At 42.9% G+C, this 16,899-nt stretch carries 15 protein-coding genes; 5 read left to right on the top strand and 10 right to left on the bottom strand.

Going from position 1 to position 16,899, the window contains the following annotated elements; translation table 11 throughout:
• Nucleotides 1–7: 7 nt before the first annotated feature.
• The 5 genes from B7717_RS04125 to B7717_RS04105 all read left to right on the top strand — a co-directional run bounded on the left by B7717_RS04125 (nt 8) and on the right by B7717_RS04105 (nt 4,166).
• On the top strand, nt 8–1,174 hold the full coding sequence (locus B7717_RS04125) for a CynX/NimT family MFS transporter (RefSeq protein WP_084944265.1): 1,167 nt from the start codon (nt 8–10) through the stop codon (nt 1,172–1,174).
• Between the two features lie 135 nt (nt 1,175–1,309).
• Nucleotides 1,310–1,636: a PadR family transcriptional regulator gene (locus B7717_RS04120; RefSeq protein ID WP_000273860.1), complete on the top strand. Its 327-nt coding sequence runs from the start codon at nt 1,310–1,312 to the stop codon at nt 1,634–1,636.
• The gene (locus B7717_RS04115) at nt 1,623–2,216 is read left to right on the top strand and encodes a DUF1700 domain-containing protein (protein ID WP_000198645.1); all 594 of its coding nucleotides are present in this window, start codon (nt 1,623–1,625) and stop codon (nt 2,214–2,216) included. Before B7717_RS04120 ends, B7717_RS04115 begins: the two co-directional genes overlap by 14 nt.
• Complete coding sequence (locus B7717_RS04110) at nt 2,209–3,141, top strand: DUF4097 family beta strand repeat-containing protein (protein ID WP_084944264.1); 933 nt, start codon at nt 2,209–2,211, stop codon at nt 3,139–3,141. The genes B7717_RS04115 and B7717_RS04110 overlap by 8 nt, the downstream gene beginning before the upstream one ends.
• Before the next feature lie 62 nt (nt 3,142–3,203).
• Nucleotides 3,204–4,166, top strand: a complete 963-nt coding sequence (locus B7717_RS04105; RefSeq protein ID WP_049479848.1) for a DUF6574 domain-containing protein — start codon at nt 3,204–3,206, stop codon at nt 4,164–4,166.
• 62 nt (nt 4,167–4,228) lie between these two features.
• Here B7717_RS04105 and B7717_RS04100 read toward each other — a convergent pair whose 3' ends face one another.
• From B7717_RS04100 to B7717_RS04050, 10 genes are all read right to left on the bottom strand, one after another.
• Nucleotides 4,229–5,098, bottom strand: coding sequence for a DUF4299 family protein (locus tag B7717_RS04100; RefSeq protein ID WP_084944263.1), 870 nt, complete (start codon nt 5,096–5,098; stop codon nt 4,229–4,231).
• A gap of 121 nt (nt 5,099–5,219) precedes the next feature.
• On the bottom strand, nt 5,220–6,206 hold the full coding sequence (gene trhO / locus B7717_RS04095) for an oxygen-dependent tRNA uridine(34) hydroxylase TrhO (protein ID WP_084944262.1): 987 nt from the start codon (nt 6,204–6,206) through the stop codon (nt 5,220–5,222).
• Nucleotides 6,207–6,337: 131 nt separating this feature from the next.
• Nucleotides 6,338–6,634, bottom strand: coding sequence for a bacteriocin immunity protein (locus tag B7717_RS04090; RefSeq protein ID WP_049477587.1), 297 nt, complete (start codon nt 6,632–6,634; stop codon nt 6,338–6,340).
• Between the two features lie 68 nt (nt 6,635–6,702).
• On the bottom strand, nt 6,703–7,392 hold the full coding sequence (locus B7717_RS04085; protein ID WP_049477588.1) for a CPBP family intramembrane glutamic endopeptidase: 690 nt from the start codon (nt 7,390–7,392) through the stop codon (nt 6,703–6,705).
• 160 nt (nt 7,393–7,552) lie between these two features.
• Complete coding sequence (locus tag B7717_RS04080) at nt 7,553–9,037, bottom strand: ABC transporter substrate-binding protein (protein ID WP_049520552.1); 1,485 nt, start codon at nt 9,035–9,037, stop codon at nt 7,553–7,555.
• Between the two features lie 107 nt (nt 9,038–9,144).
• Nucleotides 9,145–10,068, bottom strand: coding sequence for a carbohydrate ABC transporter permease (locus B7717_RS04075; RefSeq protein WP_000818344.1), 924 nt, complete (start codon nt 10,066–10,068; stop codon nt 9,145–9,147).
• A 13-nt stretch (nt 10,069–10,081) separates the two neighbouring features.
• The gene (locus B7717_RS04070; protein WP_061587254.1) at nt 10,082–11,011 is read right to left on the bottom strand and encodes an ABC transporter permease; all 930 of its coding nucleotides are present in this window, start codon (nt 11,009–11,011) and stop codon (nt 10,082–10,084) included.
• Nucleotides 11,012–11,368: 357 nt separating this feature from the next.
• On the bottom strand, nt 11,369–13,249 hold the full coding sequence (locus B7717_RS04060) for a beta-N-acetylhexosaminidase (protein WP_084944261.1): 1,881 nt from the start codon (nt 13,247–13,249) through the stop codon (nt 11,369–11,371).
• Nucleotides 13,243–14,112, bottom strand: coding sequence for an ROK family protein (locus tag B7717_RS04055; protein ID WP_162287133.1), 870 nt, complete (start codon nt 14,110–14,112; stop codon nt 13,243–13,245). Before B7717_RS04055 ends, B7717_RS04060 begins: the two co-directional genes overlap by 7 nt.
• Nucleotides 14,113–14,210: 98 nt before the next feature.
• Nucleotides 14,211–16,856, bottom strand: coding sequence for an alpha-mannosidase (locus B7717_RS04050; protein ID WP_084944259.1), 2,646 nt, complete (start codon nt 16,854–16,856; stop codon nt 14,211–14,213).
• Nucleotides 16,857–16,899 lie beyond the last annotated feature (43 nt).

Genomic DNA, 16,899 nt, shown 5'->3' with positions numbered 1-16,899 from the left:
GGTTTTCATGAAAAAACAATCACTCTTTTTTGTTCTTGGAATTGTCTTAATCGGGACTGTTTTACGATCTCCTTTTACTGCTCTTCCAACCATTTTAGGAGATATCGCTCAGGGACTAGGAGTGGAGGTTAGCTCTCTTGGGATTTTAACCAGTCTCCCTCTCTTGATGTTTGCTCTTTTCTCTGCTTTTGCAAGCCGCTTGGCACAAAAAATCGGGTTGGAACATCTCTTTACTTACTGTCTCCTCCTCTTAACTATTGGCTCTGTCATTCGGATTTTCAATCTTCCCCTTCTCTATCTAGGGACTCTGATCATCGGAGCAAGCATTGCGATCTTCAATGTACTCCTCCCAAGTATGATCCAGGCAAATCAGCCTCAAAAGATTAGTTTCCTAACAACTCTCTATGTCACTGCCATGGGAATTTCGACAGCCATCGCTTCTTATCTTTCTGTCCCTATCACCCAAGCTAGTTCTTGGAAGGGACTCATCCTCGTTCTCAGCTTTCTCTGTCTGGTCACTCTGCTAGTCTGGTTACCAAATCATCGCCACAACCACCACCTAGAAAGCCAAAAAGAAAAGCAAGTCAAAGAGAATATTCTAAAAAGTAAAGATGTCTGGGCTATCATTATCTTTGGCGGACTTCAGTCCTTGCTCTTTTATACAAGCATGACCTGGTTGCCAACTATGGCTGTTAGTGCTGGTATTTCTAATAGTGATGCGGCTCTTCTGGCTTCTATTTTCTCACTGATCAGCATTCCTTTTTCAATGACTGTTCCAAGTCTGACCACTCGTCTGTCAGATGGTCATCGTCGAATCATGCTGGCAATTATCTCTATCGCTGGTATGATAGGAATTGCCATGCTCTTGTATCCAGCCAATAATTTCCTCTACTGGTTAGTCGTCCATCTCTTGATTGGAACGGCCTGCAGCGCCCTCTTCCCCTACCTCATGGTTTGCTTTTCTCTTAAAACCAGTTCTCCTGAAAAGACAGCTCAGCTATCAGGACTAGCGCAAACAGGGGGCTACATCTTAGCTGCTTTTGGACCTGCCTTGTTTGGTTATAGTTTTGAACTTTTTCAATCTTGGGTTCCAGCGGTTCTTGCCCTTCTAGCCATCGATATCATCATGACCATCTCGCTCTTTATGGTGGATCGGGCTGAAAAAATCCTCTAAACTTCTAGTTTATACTAGGAGTTTTTTATATATAAAATTTTTACACATATTTCTTGACAGGGCTTTCAACTTGAGATACAATATATTTGAAAAGAGTATATATAAAATTTTTATATAATATAAAGGAGGTTTCCCATGTACTTCCCAACATCCTCTGCCTTGATCGAGTTTCTCATCTTGGCTGTACTGGAGCAGGGGGATTCTTATGGTTATGAGATTAGTCAAACCATTAAGCTCATCGCCAATATCAAAGAATCTACGCTCTATCCCATTCTCAAAAAATTGGAAGCCAGTGGCTTTCTGACCACCTACTCTAGAGAGTTTCAGGGGCGTATGCGCAAATACTACTCCTTGACCAATCGGGGCGTAGAGCAGCTCGTTACTCTAAAGGAAGAGTGGACGCTCTATACCGACACCGTCAACGGCATCATAGAAGGGAGTATCCGCCATGACAAGAACTGACTATCTGACTCAGTTAGAAACCTATCTCCATAAACTGCCTGAAGCTGACCGCATCGAAGCTATGGACTACTTTAAGGAACTATTTGACGATGCAGGTCCAGAGGGCGAAGAGGAACTCATTGCCAGTCTGGGAACTCCAAAAGAAGCTGCCCATGATATCCTCTCTGATCTTCTCGATAAAAAAGTCAATGAAGCCCCTGCTCAAAAGAATGACCGTCAACTGCTACACATTGCCCTCCTGGCCCTGCTAGTAGCTCCTATCGGAATTCCGGTCGGGATCGGCATCCTCATGGCCATCATCGGTATTATTATCGCAGCCGTCTCCGTCATTTTAGCCTTCTTTACCGTCTCTGTGACGGGTATCCTGCTAGGTGGACTCTTTATCGTAGAGAGCTTTAGCGTCCTAGTCGAAGCCAAATCTGCCTTTATCTTGATTTTTGGGGCCGGTTTGCTTTCTATCGGTGCTTCTTCTCTTGTTCTACTGGGTATCTCCTATGTAGCTCGTTTCTTTGGCCTCCTAATCGTCCGCTTGGCACAATGGATTCTTAAAAAAGGAAAGAGAGGTGACAGACATGCGTAAATTGACAAAAGGATTTCTCATCTTTGGTGTGGTTTCTACAATCCTCGGTTTTATCATGATCATTGTAGGCGCGCAGTCCAATGGTATTCAAAGTTTACTTGCCATGTCAAAAGACCCCGTCTATGACAATCGTATCGAAGAAGTGACCTTTGGAAATGAAGTGGAAAAACTTGATTTGACCCTTGAAGAGCACAGCCTAACCATCACAGAGTCTGTAGATGACAAGATCCATATCACCTATCATCCTTCGGTGTCTGGTCGTCACGATCTGACTACTGGCATGAGTTACAAAACACTGACCGTCACTGACAAACAAGCCTCCCAACATCGCTTTCTAGGTTCAGGAATCGAAGGCCTACTTCGTATTGCCAGCAGTTATTCTCACCGTTTTGACGAAGTCATTCTCTCCCTCCCTAAAGGAAGAAGACTGCAAGCTATCACCGTCTCAGCCAATCGTGGACAAACCAATATTCGTCAAGCCAATCTTGAAAATGCGACAATCAAAACAAAAGGCTATCTCTTAAGACTAACTGAAAGTTCTATCAAGAACAGCACACTAACGACACCTCATATCATCAATATCTTTGATGCCGAACTGACAGATAGTCAGGTTAAGACGGAGGGGGGACACATCTATGCTGAAAATATTCAGGTTCACGGTAAGGTTGAGCTAGACTCTCATAACCACTTAAGACTCTTTCTTTCTAAGGCAGAATTCGATCGTATCAATCTAGATATGTCTTCTAAGCATGGCGGTATTTATCATAATGCACAAAGAGAACACCCTCGACAAAGAGAGAATGAACTTGCCAACCCATACAAGACAGATAAAGCAGATGTCAAGGACCTGCTCATTATAAAAGCAAACCAGGATATCTACCTCACCAAGGAAGAAGAATACTCTGCTCCACCTAGAAATCATTGACAAAAACGCTTTCATCTGCTAGTCTAAAGATAGAAAACGACCATTAAAAAGGAGGTTCCACCATGACACAAGAATGGTTTGAAAGTGCCGATCTTGAGAAGAAATCGCCTCAGACGAAATCGGAAAACCAGCCCAGCGAGCCTGAGACTTCAGAAACTGTGGAAACTGAACCACAAGTAAGCCAAGAAACTTCTGTCTCACCTAAAGAGTTGGAAAGGCATGAGGAGGAAGCTCCCGAAATGACTGAGGAAACCCAAACCAAGGAAGAGGGAGAAGGGAAAGCTGAAGAGGAGCACAAGCAAGAAACCCCTGCAAAAGAGAAAAGTATCCTCAGCAAGGCTTTAGAAAGCCCCTATATCCCAGATATTGACCCCCGCAAAACTGCTCGATTCAAAGAAGAAATCGCACTATTTTGGACTTGGCTGCTGGACGCTATCCAAGAACCAACTGCCAGCAAGAATACGGACCAAAAGCATCGTTATAGTGTCTTTGCCCTACTCACCTTGCTGTCGTCAATCAACCTTTTCTTTAGTATCTATCATATCAAGCACCTCTACTATGGCTATATGATTTCTATTGCTAATAGTTCTCCTAACCAGCTCCCACCTTTGGATCTCTTTGCTGGCCTTTCTATCTTGGTCGCTAGCGCTCTATTTTACTTTTCCATCATTTTGGGAGGCTTTACTGTCCGACGTGTGCTGGATCAGGAGAGTGACTTCACATTCCAAGAAGCCTTTGATCGGTATAGCAGACTCTTTGCTATCCCGCTTGTCCTAACAGCTCTAGCAAGTTTCTTTGCACTTTTTGGTGGCTTGCGATTCGCTGGCATCCTCACTCTTCTAAGTATGGCCATCTTTGCTCTTGGCAATCTCTTTGTGATTAGCAAGCCAAGTAAGACCAGTAGCCTCGACCCATTTTATCGATTCTTGCTCGCTGTCTTACTTGATGGCGCCATTCTCTTACCCTTCTTCATTGCAGAGCTTGCGCTGACAGTGGACTACCTTCGCATCCTGACATTCTTTTAACCAAAATCCCTGCCATTTATTAATGACAGGGATTTTTATGCTTACTCTTTTTTGAACAATGTCTACTTGATAGTTGCCAATCCTTCAAAATCTTGTCCTAGTATGGGTTGTACTTCTAATTGATTAGCATCTAATTGCTGGTAAAATGCTTTTGGTAGTGACTCTAGGAATTTTTCATAATCCAAGCGGGCGATGGCTTCATAGTCTTCTACTTTTGAGCCATCACCAGAAATCGCCACTAGGTCAATCTCCCAAACAAGCTCCTTGCCTGCCAGCTGCTCGGTATAAGGAGCTGGTACAAAGGGTTCCTTTGGCAAAATCGTCTTGACTCCCTGGGCTAGGTGATAGATACCGTGCACCTTGCCTTGGGCGTCTGGGTAAAATTTCACACTGGCAAGGTAGGCATCAGATCCTTGAACCTTCTTGACCAGCTCTTCAAAACGTGCCAATCCATCCTCAGCCAAAAAGCTCTCGAGGTATTCCTTGTTGAGATAGATAGGCGACAAGAGTCCTTGGCAATATACTAAACGAACCGCCTTATCCGCTAAATATTGCTTGACCGTTTGTCGGAAATAAGCTTCAAACTCAAACCCTTCTAACCCTTCTAACCCTTCTACCACTTGCCCCAACTTACTCGATAGGGCTTGGAGGAGAGCTTCTACAATCTCCCAGTCTGCTCTGGTAAGGAAGTCTGGAATCACCACTTGATAGCCTTTTCGGCTATCCGCATAGTTGATTTTGAAAAGAAATTGCGACTGGCCTACAATCCCACACTCGATATACTCGAGACGATTGAGGGGTTGACGGAGATAGACTGCATCATAACTGTGTGACTCCAAGCCCTCCACCAAGGCCAAGATGGACTTGGCAGTCAAGACCTCCTGTTGTCCTAGAATACTATCTTTATTTGGGATAAAAAATGTTTTCGCCATAACTGGCCTCCTTTGAAATCGTTTACATACAGTATAACCTATTTTCCTGAAAGATACAGAAACAAACTTTAGTTTTTTAGATAAAAAGCATAGAAAAACAGCCCTTTAGGACTGTTTGATGTTATACAGTAGCTGCTTGATCCAAGCTTTCACCAATTGCTGCTAAACGCTCGATGACTTGATCTTGTGTCAATTCATTTTCTGAAACATAGCGGTTGCGTGGGTGAACACGGCACTCGTGTGAGCATCCACGAAGGTACTTGTCTTCATTTTCTTCTGATGTTAGGATACGACGGTTACAGAAGGGATTTCCACAGTTGACATAACGTTCACATGGTGTTCCATCAAACCAGTCTTTCCCTACGATGGTTGGGTTGACATGGTTAACATCAACTGCGATACGCTCGTCAAAGACGTACATTTTCCCATCCCAAAGCTCACCTTGAACTTCTGGGTCTTTACCGTAAGTTGCGATTCCTCCGTGCAATTGGCCGACATCTTTGTAGCCTTCACGAACCATCCAACCTGAGAATTTCTCACAGCGAACCCCACCTGTACAGTAAACCACGACACGCTTGTCCATGAATTTTTCCTTGTTGTCGCGGACCCACTGTGGTAACTCACGGAAGTTGCGGATGTCTGGGCGGATAGCCCCACGGAAATGTCCTAGGTCGTACTCATAATCGTTACGTGTGTCAAGGACAACTGTATCTTCGTCAAGAAGGGCTTCTTTGAACTCTTTTGGAGACAAGTAAGCACCTGTTGTTTCAAGTGGGTTGATGTCATTATCAAAGTCGTTGTCTTCCAAACCAAGGTGGACAATTTCTTTCTTGTAGCGAACAAACATCTTCTTAAAAGCTTGTTCACTTTCTTCGTCAATCTTGAACCAGAGGTCTTCCATGCCTGGGAGGCTGTGAACGTAGTCCATGTATTTTTGAGTTGTTTCGTAGTCACCTGAAACTGTTCCGTTGATTCCCTCGTCAGCGACTAGGATACGGCCTTTGAGGCCAATTGATTTACAGAAAGCCAAGTGGTCTGCAGCAAATTGCTCTGCATTTTCAATTGGAGTATAGAGGTAGTAAAGTAAGACACGAATATCTTTTGCCATAAGATTTGTTCTCTTTTCTATTCTTAAATTTTCAGAATTTTTCATTCAACTATACTAGTATACCCACTTGAGAAAACGAATGCAATTTATTTGACCGGAAATTGTTGAAAGAGTCCTACCCCTGCACTTCATCAGTAACCATAGCGAATCGCAGATAATTCTCTCAATTTTTTGATTTGCTTAGCTTGACTTTCTGACAAACCCAGCTTATTGTCAATCAACACACGTGAGATGTCAACGTTCATTTGGCTCAGAATAAATGGAGTAGAGGTTCCATCATCCTTTAATCGTTTTTTATAAATCACTAACTGATTTTTCAAGGGAGTAAGTTGAGGCGCAGCCTTTATATCTTCCAATAGATGATCAATGATGGTCATCGCTTCACAACGCCTTTCTCTACCTCCATCGAACCATTTTAATGGTGTCATACTCATTTCCCTCCTGAAATTCACTTATAAATTGAAAAACTATAATTCCTAACTCTCCAGCCAGTATTTTACCCAAACGCCCTATGTAAAAACGTCAGCAGAAATGGCAATGTCGCTACAATATTATTGATCACATGCACCGCATAGGAAGGATAAATGCTCTTGGTATAACGGGTCAAACCAGCAAAAATGATTCCAGATGTTGCAAAGACGAAGATATCTAACAGACTAGGAAGGCTTGAAAAATGAGGGAGAGCAAATAAAATGGACGGAAGAAGCAAATCAAGAGCAAATCTCGAATCTTTAAAAAAGGCGTGTTGCAGTAATCCTCTATAGATTAACTCTTCCATCAGTGGAATCAGAAAGAACAGGGCTATATAGATACCTAGCTCTGCAAAGTTAGTCCCACTATAACCAATCAATACAGCCCAACCTTCAGCAGTTGACTGAACATGTTTAGCTGTCTGAACGTTAAAAAAGATCTGGAGCACTACCACTAATACTGTCAAAATCGAATACCAAAGCCATTTTTCTCTTGGAATGCGAAAGAGATAACCATGGCCTGTCTTAACCAGAATCCAAATCATGACTCCGCTAAATAGCAAACTCAAGATATTTTGAATCCAGAAGAAATTGCCAATCTGGGAAGAAAATTGCCAATAGTTTTGGACAATAAGCGTCAGCTGGGAAAGGCCAAATACGAAAAATAGGTAAGAGAAGACAGCACTCATTTTGAAAAGAAGACGATATTTTTTCATAATAAATCCCCTATAGATGTATGTGTATCACATCGTATAAACCCTCAGAACCACTCTTTTCATTTTTACATCCTAAAAATCACTACCTCCCCTAGAGAACTAAGGAAGGCAGTGATCACATTTTTAGGAATTAGGAATGAATACACGAAATCAATCGAACTTATGATTTTTTGTTTTTCAAGAATTCGTCGTATTGTTTTTGCATTTCGTTCAATACTTTTTCGTAGGCACCTTCAGATTTCAATTTTTCCATCAATTCTGGGATTGCTTTATCTGGGTCTACAGTACCAGTGTTGATAGCTGTATCGAATTGTTGCATTGTGTTAGAAATTGCTGAGATTTCAGATTTCACATTGTCAGTGTTAAAGATAAATCCAAGTGCTGGAGATTCTTTAGCTTCTGCCAATTGTTTCTTAGAATCTTCGATTTGTTGATCTGTAACGTTTTCGTTGATGTAAAGAATCCAGTTGTTACCAGTGTTCCATCCACCCATGTGAGTATTTCCTTTGTAGCCATCAAGGACACGTACACGGTTTTCTTTACCTTGAATTTTTTCCCAGTTCTTGCCTTCTGGACCGTAAACAAGACCGTTCAAGAGTTCTGGGTTCGTGTTCAAGAGGTTCAACACTTCCATTGATTTTTCTTTGTTCTTAGAGTTGTTTGAGATGACAAAGTTAGCAACTTGTGTTGTTTGGTTTTTCTTGATAAAGTTAGTGATTGGTTTGATTTGGATATCTTTGTTAGCAACACGAGAGAGCAAACTGTTACCATAGTCAGCTGGTCCTACTGTTTCTTCACGAACAAACCAAGTATCTTGTTGAAGGTCAAATGAAGTGTCGCTTGTTGCTACGTCTTTTGGAATATACCCTTCTTCATAGAATTTGTGAAGAGTCTTCAAGTGTTCTTTGAAACGAGGCACTTCGTAACGGTTTACGATCTTAGTAGTGTCTCCTTCAAGGTCGATAACAAATGGAAGTCCGTTTGGTACTGGGTAGTCAAAGTTATCAGATGGGATAAAGTTCTTCGTAACCGCAAATGGTACTACATCTGGAGCTTTTTCTTTGATTTGTTTCAAGACTGGCTCAAGTGTTTCGTATGAAGTTACACCTGAAATATCGATACCGTATTTAGCAAGAAGAGTTCCGTTGAAGGCAAAGTTTTGAGATGATGCAACGTTAGCTGCAACTGGTACTGCATAGATCTTACCGTTTACAGTGTTCCCTTTGATGTAAGCTGGGTCAAGTGCTTTGTAAAGCTCTGCTCCTTCTTTTTTATACAATTCTGTTAAGTCAGCATAGGCACCTTTTTGAGCATTTACGACATAGTTAGATGCAAATGCGATATCATAGTTTTCACCAGATGATGTGATAACAGACATTTTCTTATCATAGTCACCCCATCCAAGGTATTGGATATCCAATTTAGCACCGACTTTTTCTTCGATGATTTTGTTTGCATTTTCTAGCAATTCATCCAAGTTGTCTGGTTTGTCACCGATTTGGTACATTTTGATTACAGGTTTTTCACCTGAAGTAGTATCTGCAGCTTTTTTGTTGTTACCTGTAAGGTTTCCACAGGCAGCAAGACTTGCAGCCAAAGCGACTACGCTAGCAGATGCAAAAGCATATTTTTTCCAGTTTTTCATGATAAAAACTCCTTTTTTTATTTTTAAACTTATAAACGATTTAATGATTTTAACTTCAGCCACTAAGATGAAGTTGGGAAGGGAGAAACGATGTTTCTCAGTAAGTCCTATTCTTTCACACCACCGATGGTCAAACCTTTTACAAAGTAGCGTTGGAAGAATGGATAGAGAATCGCGATTGGAAGGGTTGCAACGACAACCATGGCCATACGACCCGTTTCCTTTGGAAGAGCGACTCCCAGTTGACCAGAAAGACCGACTGCTTTGGCGATGTAGTCCATATTTTGTTGGATTTGCATGAGCAAATACTGTAATGGATACAAGTTGTCACTCTTGATGTAAAGAAGGGCGTTGAACCAGTCGTTCCAGAATCCAAGAGCTGTCAAAAGCGTGATGGTTGCGATACCTGGAAGTGACAATGGCAAACAAATCTGGAAGAAGATCCGAGCTTCACTGGCACCATCGATACGAGCAGATTCGAGAATAGCTTCTGGAATGGTCTTCTTGAAGAAGGAACGCATCAAGATGATGTTGAATGGTGAAAGAAGCATTGGAACAATCAAGGCCCAAACGGTATCACCAAGTTGAAGCAAACGAGTGACCACGATATAGCCTGGTACCAAACCAGCATTGAACAACATACTAAGAAGAGCGAAGATCGTGAAGAATCTGCGGTACTTAAAGGTTGTCCGTGAGATGGCGTAGGCATAAGTTGTCGTGATGAAGACGTTGGTCACTGTTCCGACTACGGTTACAAAAACTGAGATAAAGAGCGCTTGGAGGATCTTATCTTTAAACTGAGCTAAGAACTGGAATCCATCTACACCAAATTTCGAAGGGAAAAAGCTATATCCATACTGGAGGATGCTCTTTTCGTCTGTCACCGAAATGATGATAACGAAGATAAAGGGCAAGATACAAGAAAGAGCGATCAAACCAGAGATGATACTAAAGAAGATATCTGCTTTCTTACTGAAGGAGTGAATGCCGACATTATCGATTTTTTCTTTTTTAATTTTCTTTTCTGCCATATTCTCCCCCTTTCTAGAACAAAGCTGAGTTTGGATCAACTCGTCTTGCAAGCAAGTTTGATAGAATAACCAGTATCAAGCCGACAACGGATTGGTAAAGACCGGCTGCTGAAGCCATACCGATATCTGCTGTCTGAGTCAAACCATTAAAGACATATACGTCCAAAACGTTAGTTACATTGTAAAGCTGACCAGCATTGTGTGGGATTTGATAGAAGAGACCGAAGTCTGCGCGGAAGATATTTCCGACTGCAAGGATGGTCAATACAGTTACAAGCGGAGTCAACTGAGGAATGGTTACGTTGCGAATGCGTTGCCACTTGCTAGCCCCGTCCACTGTTGCTGCTTCGTAGTAGGTTGGGTCAATTCCCATGATTGTTGCATAGTACATGACACTGCTATATCCAAAGCCTTTCCAAATACCTAGGAAAAGGAGAAGGTATGGCCAAATGCCTAAGTCAGCGTAAAAGTTGACTTCCTTCATGCCAATGGATGTTAGGAAATGGTTGAAGACCCCTTTGTCAATGTTTAGGAAGGCATCTGTAAAGAAACTGATGATAACCCATGACAGAAAGTAAGGGAACAACATAGACGTTTGGAAAATTTTAACCATTCTCTTAGAACGAAGCTCACTGAGGATGATGGCAATTCCAACCGACACAATCAAACCAATAAAGATGAATCCAAGGTTGTAAAGGACGGTATTTCGAGTAATGATAAAGGCATCTTTAGAACTAAACAAGAACTTAAAGTTATCGAGGCCGACCCACTTACTATTCATAATACTGTGGATAAATCCTTCACCACTCATATGGTAATCTTTAAAGGCGACCACATTTCCAAATACTGGGATATAGAAGAATAGAATCAACCAAAGTGCCCCTGGTAAAACCATCAAGAGAAAAATCCAGTTATCCCTCAAGGTCTTTGAAAACTTTTTCATAATTTCCTCCCATTTTATTCCTAAAAACTGATTTCATCGAATTTTTAGGTTTGATAACGATTACATTATTAGTATACTCCTATTTGAAGGCTAGGTTAAACTACTAATTATAGAAAAAACTCCACAAATTATTTTTTGTGGAGAAGTTTTTTATAAGAAATAGGTTTCACGAGAAACACTCTGAACAAGGGACACTGTTCTTGTTTTTATACTCAATGAAAATCAAAGAGCAAACTAGGAAGCTAGCCGCAAGCTGCTCAAAGCACTGCTTTGAGGTTGCAGATAAAACTGACGAAGTCAGTAACATATATACGGCAAGGCGAAGCTGACGTGGTTTGAAGAGATTTTCGAAGAGTGTTAAGTCGTATAAATCGTCGATGCGGTCGCAATAGTATGCCACTGGTTGGCTGTAGTTGCTGCGAAATCCTTGTCTGCGTAGAAGTCAGTAAATGGTAGGATTTCAACTTCTAGCTCGTCGATGCGGTCAATCTGCCCTGCTAGATAAGTTTCGATGCGGCTTTCTGCTCGTTTGAACCGTTGCAAGAGTCCGCCCATACGGATATCGACTGTATCCAAGCCAAAGACCTTGTTTTCTTTCAACCATTGGTGGCTAAAGAGAGCATGGAAGTGTTCAATCTCGCTTCTGAGTTTTGGTAATTCTTGTCTTGCGATTTCTCTCAGACTTTCTTTATCACCCGCTTGGTAGGCCTGACGGATGCGTCGTCCCACATCCACTTTACTGCTTAAAATCTGGTTCAACTGGGCCTGAGTTTCAAAGAGGTAAGCATAATTTCCTGCTTTTTCTTTGATTTCAGAAAGCGTCTCAGCTGCCTGAGCGAAGTGTGGTTTGTCCTGTTCAGGTGTCACGTGCCTGTCAAGAATCGGACAAAGAACATCCTGATAAAAGACATAGCGGTTGGGATTGATACCACTGAGATTATCTGGCAGGTCTGGCAAGAGGTTAGCTAGGTCAATCTGTATAAAGTCCTCAACCGATAGACCCGTATTGGTCTTGAAGTGTGCAGACAAACGGTCGAGGTCATTGCGGTAGCTGAGTTCTGCCCAGATTTGCAGACTTGGTAGAATAGAAAACTGGGCAGTTTCTCCACCATTGTCCCCCCAACCCGTTACAATGACCTCTTTTATCTGATTAGCACGACAGGCTTTGTTGGCCTCCATAGCGATGAGATGGCTGAAATGGTTGTTGGGTGTAAAACCGATCCACTTCCAAGCACCACCTGCAAAGGTAATATCTTGGCTAATCTTGTGGTGATTGCGGAAATTGCGATTGTACTTTTCTTCGCTGTCCTGATAATAATCCCAGTAAACCAAGGTTACACGGTCTTTGAGACGGTCTAGGTAGACACGAGTTTCCTCAGGAATTTCCACATCGCGGTCGTACTGGCCATCTGCTGACATGAGTTTGAAGAACATGTCACTCCACATTTGGCAGTGGAAACCATACTTGTCTGCAATATCCAACACACGCTCCAAGTGTTGGCACATGAGGAGACTACGGTCCACAACACCGTTCAAAATGAGGTAGCGCCCCAAACCAACCAAGTGAGCTTCGTCCATCCCAATATTGACCTTGCGTGTCTGCAGTTTAGACAGAGTGGCAAACATCCCGTCAATCAAATCATAAACCTTTTCTTCACCGATAAGGAGAATGTCCTCTACATCACGGAGTTCTTGCACTTCTTTGACACCCCATTTGACGAAGGCTGACAAGTGGGCCAAGGTCTGGATACAAGGCACAAAGGTCATATCAAACTGCTGGGCATAGGCTTCGATTTCCTGCAACTCCTCTGCTGAATAAGCCCCGCGGAAGTAACCAAAGTAAGGTTGCCCCTCAATCTGGTAGGTATCTTCCATGTAGAGCTCGAAGGTTGAGTAACCCATGAGAGCCAAGACTTCAATCATCTGTTTGGCAGAAGCCACATTCAAAACTGCATTGCGAGAACAGTCTGCCATGTAGGCTAAATCTTCATAAGCCGCCTGCTCCTCAATCGCTACCTTATCACCTTCTACTAGAGCTGTTGCTAGCACTGACAAGGCGCGGTAGAGTTGGTGAGGTTTGCGATAGGTTAGTTGATAGTGTCCACCTTGACCTATAATCGAGATAGACGTTTGGTCAGACTGAGCGACTGCAACTTCCACATCTGGTAAAGAGATATGTTTTGTCAGCAAGTCGATTGCCTGAGTTTGTTTAGGACTAAGTCCTGTAAAAACTACCATTGGTTTTCCTCCTGTAGCCAGTTGACAAGGGCACCGTAGAGATTGGCGTCTGCGTGATAGGTGCAGGCCTGGATAACTGGTGCGACCGTGTATTCTTCGTAGGTTTCGACAAATTCATCGACAGCTTTTTTGACACCTTGGATAAAGTCTGGATTCTGACTGATGGAGCCTCCCAGACTAATGACATCTGGGTCGATGAGATACTGGATATTAAGCAAACCTTGAGCCAAATTACGGTTCATACGCAAAATGGCTTCTTGACAAAGAACATTGCCAGCTGCGGCCTCTTGGTAAATCTTGCGTCCGTCCCAGTCAGTCTGACCAGATTTTTCAATCACGTATCGCACCATATTTCCAGTTGACGCTAGTTGCGACCAGTTGTTGAGCTTTTCCGCAGGCTCGATAGTTGTCATGTAGCCAAACTCTCCTCCCAAGCCGTGGCGACCTCGGTGAAGTTTGCCATTGATAATCATGGCACCGCCAATTCCTGTCCCAATCACGACACAGGCTGCATTTTCAATCTCTGGGTGAGCCAGCAGTTCACTAAGTCCAACACAGTTGGCATCATTTTCTAGATGGACAGGGAGTTGATGATGAGCAAGAGTTTCATACCAAGAAAAGCCATGGATGTAAGGGACGGCACTGATGCCCTCAATCACACCTGTTTCTTGATTGACCGCGCCTGGAACACTCATAGCAATGCCCTTATAATCTTGTTCTGCCAAGCGTTGGTCTAGCCAAGCTAGTAAATCCTCCAAACTTTCTGGCGTCGGAATACTTGTCTTATCTAGTATTTTTCCATCAGGAGTCAGACTGGCAAACTTAATCCCAGTCCCTCCGATATCAATGGTTGCAATGGTCATTGTTCTTCCCATAAAAAGGGGCGACTCAGTAGTTCATCCTAACTCTTTCGCCCCTCCTTTCTATCTCATAGTATTAGTTATCAAACACTTTAAAACTGTTAAATTTCTTCTTTTTTGATCAATTCTGTACGAATTTCTTGTGGCGCTAATAGTCCTGAATGAACTGGATATGGTCGCTCAAGTAAGTCAAGAATGGTTTGTTGGTGTTCAGATATGCGCACATTTTCTTGGCTCATATTGTAGTAACGAAGTACATATCCTTCTTCATTTTCAGCTACCTTAAAGGCTGTCGGGCAGACTTGTGGCAAGCTGAGCGCCGCATGGCTCAAGAGGCTACCAGTCGCTGCCACACTTCCTTCTTGTTTAGTAAGCTGAAGACTAGTAAATGGTGTTTGGAAGGCTTTGGCACGACGGAAGGCTGAGAAGCGTTCCCCTGCTTGGTGGCACTCAAGTGCAAACTCGACTTCAAACTCACGCAAGCACTGAGCCTCTGGTGTTGGGAAGTAACCCCAGTCACCTAACTCACCTGAGGCACGAAGAATGGTCACGGCAATGGTATCGTCTCCAAGGATTTCATACTCGTGCAATCCTTTATTAGCCACTGTCACCCCTTTTTCATCATCATACAGACTGACGAAGGCTTGTTGGTGTTGAGGATTTTCAGGATTTTCCCAAGAAGCAGCTGGTTTGTTTGGTCGTGTCACCACCTCATAAATGCTTTCCGTATCATTGCTTGGACGCGTATTATGAGTCTTAACCAAGAGACGGATACGGTGGTCCTTGGCTGTGTTAGTAAAGCGAGTCTTGAAACGAATTTGTGGATTGTCAACAAAGACGGTCATCTCTGTTTCCATAGGAAGGGTTGTCAATTCTTCTGAGCGCCCAGCTTCACGCGTCATAAACTCGATGATTCCTCTTTGTTCCGCATCCAGTTTTTCGTCTGCACTTACTGGAATTGTCAATTCATGCTTGAGCAAAATCTTGGCAAAACGAGCTGTATTTTCCAAGACTTCACAGCCTTTGAGTTCTGCGTAGATAGGCTCTGTTCCTTTTGGTTGGAAGTAGATATACTCATTTCCGATATCACCACGGTCTTCAAAGCGAATAACATCTTCATAAGCTTCATGAGTTGTCTTGTCGTAGACTGTGATAGTATCATCCACACTGACCGTTACAAATGGCGTATCGATCACTCCGTTTTGGTAAATACCGTCACGGTGTTCTTGTTCTCCTTCGAGCAATTGGAAAGTTGTCCAAGAAAGTGGTGCCAGATGAACCGGTACTGTCACGCGCACTTGTCGAGCGATGCGAGCCTGACGGAACTTATCTTTTGGCAAATCATACTCAAAGTTAGCTCCCAGATCTTCGATTTTCGCTTCTACAGCATGCCCTTCTAAGTCTTCGACACGGTAGTTTGGCAAGGTCAAGGCTGCCATCTTCTTATAGCCTTCTGTTGGGTGCAATTCTTTGAAATCACAAGTCGCCACATCAATCACGGTGCTGACTGTATCAACCTTGTCATGCAAGCCTGTGTTAATGACGGTAAAGAGATAGTCGCTTTGGGCTTCATGAGTTGCGATTTTGCCCTTCCACTCATTGAGAAGATTGGTCTTAATGAAATTTCCGACTTGGTTGACCTTGGCAAAACGTGTTTCCATCTCACGGTGAACCTCGTCCACACTACAGCCACAGATACTATCATGTGGCGCATTTTGTAGAAGGACTTTCCAAGCATAGGTCAACTGGTCCTTATGGTTGTGCCCACCAGTGATGACAGTCAATGGCTCCACTACTTGTTCTAGGAGGTTGCTATTTTCTTGGAAAGCTTGTTTGAGGTAAATACGGGATGAAGAAGTGTTGGCAAGTGTGTACCAACCATCTGTTTCCTGGCTCGTCAACTCACCTGTAACCGTAGATAGTTGCTCAGGCAGAGCACTTTCTACTGCGTGGATATAGTCATCAAAGGAACTATGCACAAAGGTAACATCTGGGAAGAGTTCATTTGCCACACGAATGGCTTCACTCAGATTTCGCTGTACAGGCTGGTGGTCACATCCGTTCATCATCAACCATTGGTTGGTTGATGCGTAGTCACGCACGTCTGACAATTTTTGTTTCCAGAAGGTCAAGGCCTCGTCTTTATCCACTGGAATTTCATTCCCATTACTGTACCAGTTAGCAAAGAGAATACCGAGGACACGACTTCCGTCTGCACCCTGCCAGTACATTTCTGAAAACTGGGAAGTGAACTGCTCATCTTCGAGGACTTGGTTATCAAATCCAATCGGCTTAACACCACGGCCAAAGGCTGCCACATGAATGCCTGATTTTTGAAGGATTTGAGGCGCTTGCCCCATATTTCCAAAAGTATCTGGGAAGTAACCAATCTGGGTTGATTTGCCCCATTTTGCACATTCTGCTTGACCAATCAAGGTGTTGCGGACGTTGGCTTCGCTGGAAATCAAGTAATCATCCTGCAAGATGTAAAAGGGACCAATTTTGAGTTTGCCTTCGTCAATGTAACCTTGGACTTTGTCGCGATTTTCAGGGCGAATTTCCAAGTAGTCATCAAGGACAATAGTTTGACCATCCAAATGGAAGCTCTTGAACTCAGGATCATTTTCAAAAAGATCAAAAAGATTATCAAATAATTCCACCAACTGCATGCGGTGGCTTTCAAAAGGTAAGTACCACTCACGGTCCCAGTGGCTGTGAGAGATAATATGTACGACAACATTTTCCATGAGTAAAACCTCATTCTAACTTAAATTTTTATTTTTATCGTTT

The organism is Streptococcus oralis subsp. oralis, assembly GCF_002096495.1.
Lineage (GTDB): Bacteria > Bacillota > Bacilli > Lactobacillales > Streptococcaceae > Streptococcus > Streptococcus oralis_CU.
Note: the sequence above shows the minus strand (reverse complement) of the source record. Positions and strands in the feature narration are given on the sequence as shown.

Coding starts and splice junctions, on each gene's coding strand:
- B7717_RS04125 (WP_084944265.1), top strand. CDS start 8: ATGAAAAAACAATCACTCTTTTTTGTTCTTGGAATTGTCTTAATCGGG.
- B7717_RS04120 (WP_000273860.1), top strand. CDS start 1,310: ATGTACTTCCCAACATCCTCTGCCTTGATCGAGTTTCTCATCTTGGCT.
- B7717_RS04115 (WP_000198645.1), top strand. CDS start 1,623: ATGACAAGAACTGACTATCTGACTCAGTTAGAAACCTATCTCCATAAA.
- B7717_RS04110 (WP_084944264.1), top strand. CDS start 2,209: ATGCGTAAATTGACAAAAGGATTTCTCATCTTTGGTGTGGTTTCTACA.
- B7717_RS04105 (WP_049479848.1), top strand. CDS start 3,204: ATGACACAAGAATGGTTTGAAAGTGCCGATCTTGAGAAGAAATCGCCT.
- B7717_RS04100 (WP_084944263.1), bottom strand. CDS start 5,098: ATGGCGAAAACATTTTTTATCCCAAATAAAGATAGTATTCTAGGACAA.
- trhO (WP_084944262.1), bottom strand. CDS start 6,206: ATGGCAAAAGATATTCGTGTCTTACTTTACTACCTCTATACTCCAATT.
- B7717_RS04090 (WP_049477587.1), bottom strand. CDS start 6,634: ATGACACCATTAAAATGGTTCGATGGAGGTAGAGAAAGGCGTTGTGAA.
- B7717_RS04085 (WP_049477588.1), bottom strand. CDS start 7,392: ATGAAAAAATATCGTCTTCTTTTCAAAATGAGTGCTGTCTTCTCTTAC.
- B7717_RS04080 (WP_049520552.1), bottom strand. CDS start 9,037: ATGAAAAACTGGAAAAAATATGCTTTTGCATCTGCTAGCGTAGTCGCT.
- B7717_RS04075 (WP_000818344.1), bottom strand. CDS start 10,068: ATGGCAGAAAAGAAAATTAAAAAAGAAAAAATCGATAATGTCGGCATT.
- B7717_RS04070 (WP_061587254.1), bottom strand. CDS start 11,011: ATGAAAAAGTTTTCAAAGACCTTGAGGGATAACTGGATTTTTCTCTTG.
- B7717_RS04060 (WP_084944261.1), bottom strand. CDS start 13,249: ATGGTAGTTTTTACAGGACTTAGTCCTAAACAAACTCAGGCAATCGAC.
- B7717_RS04055 (WP_162287133.1), bottom strand. CDS start 14,112: ATGACCATTGCAACCATTGATATCGGAGGGACTGGGATTAAGTTTGCC.
- B7717_RS04050 (WP_084944259.1), bottom strand. CDS start 16,856: ATGGAAAATGTTGTCGTACATATTATCTCTCACAGCCACTGGGACCGT.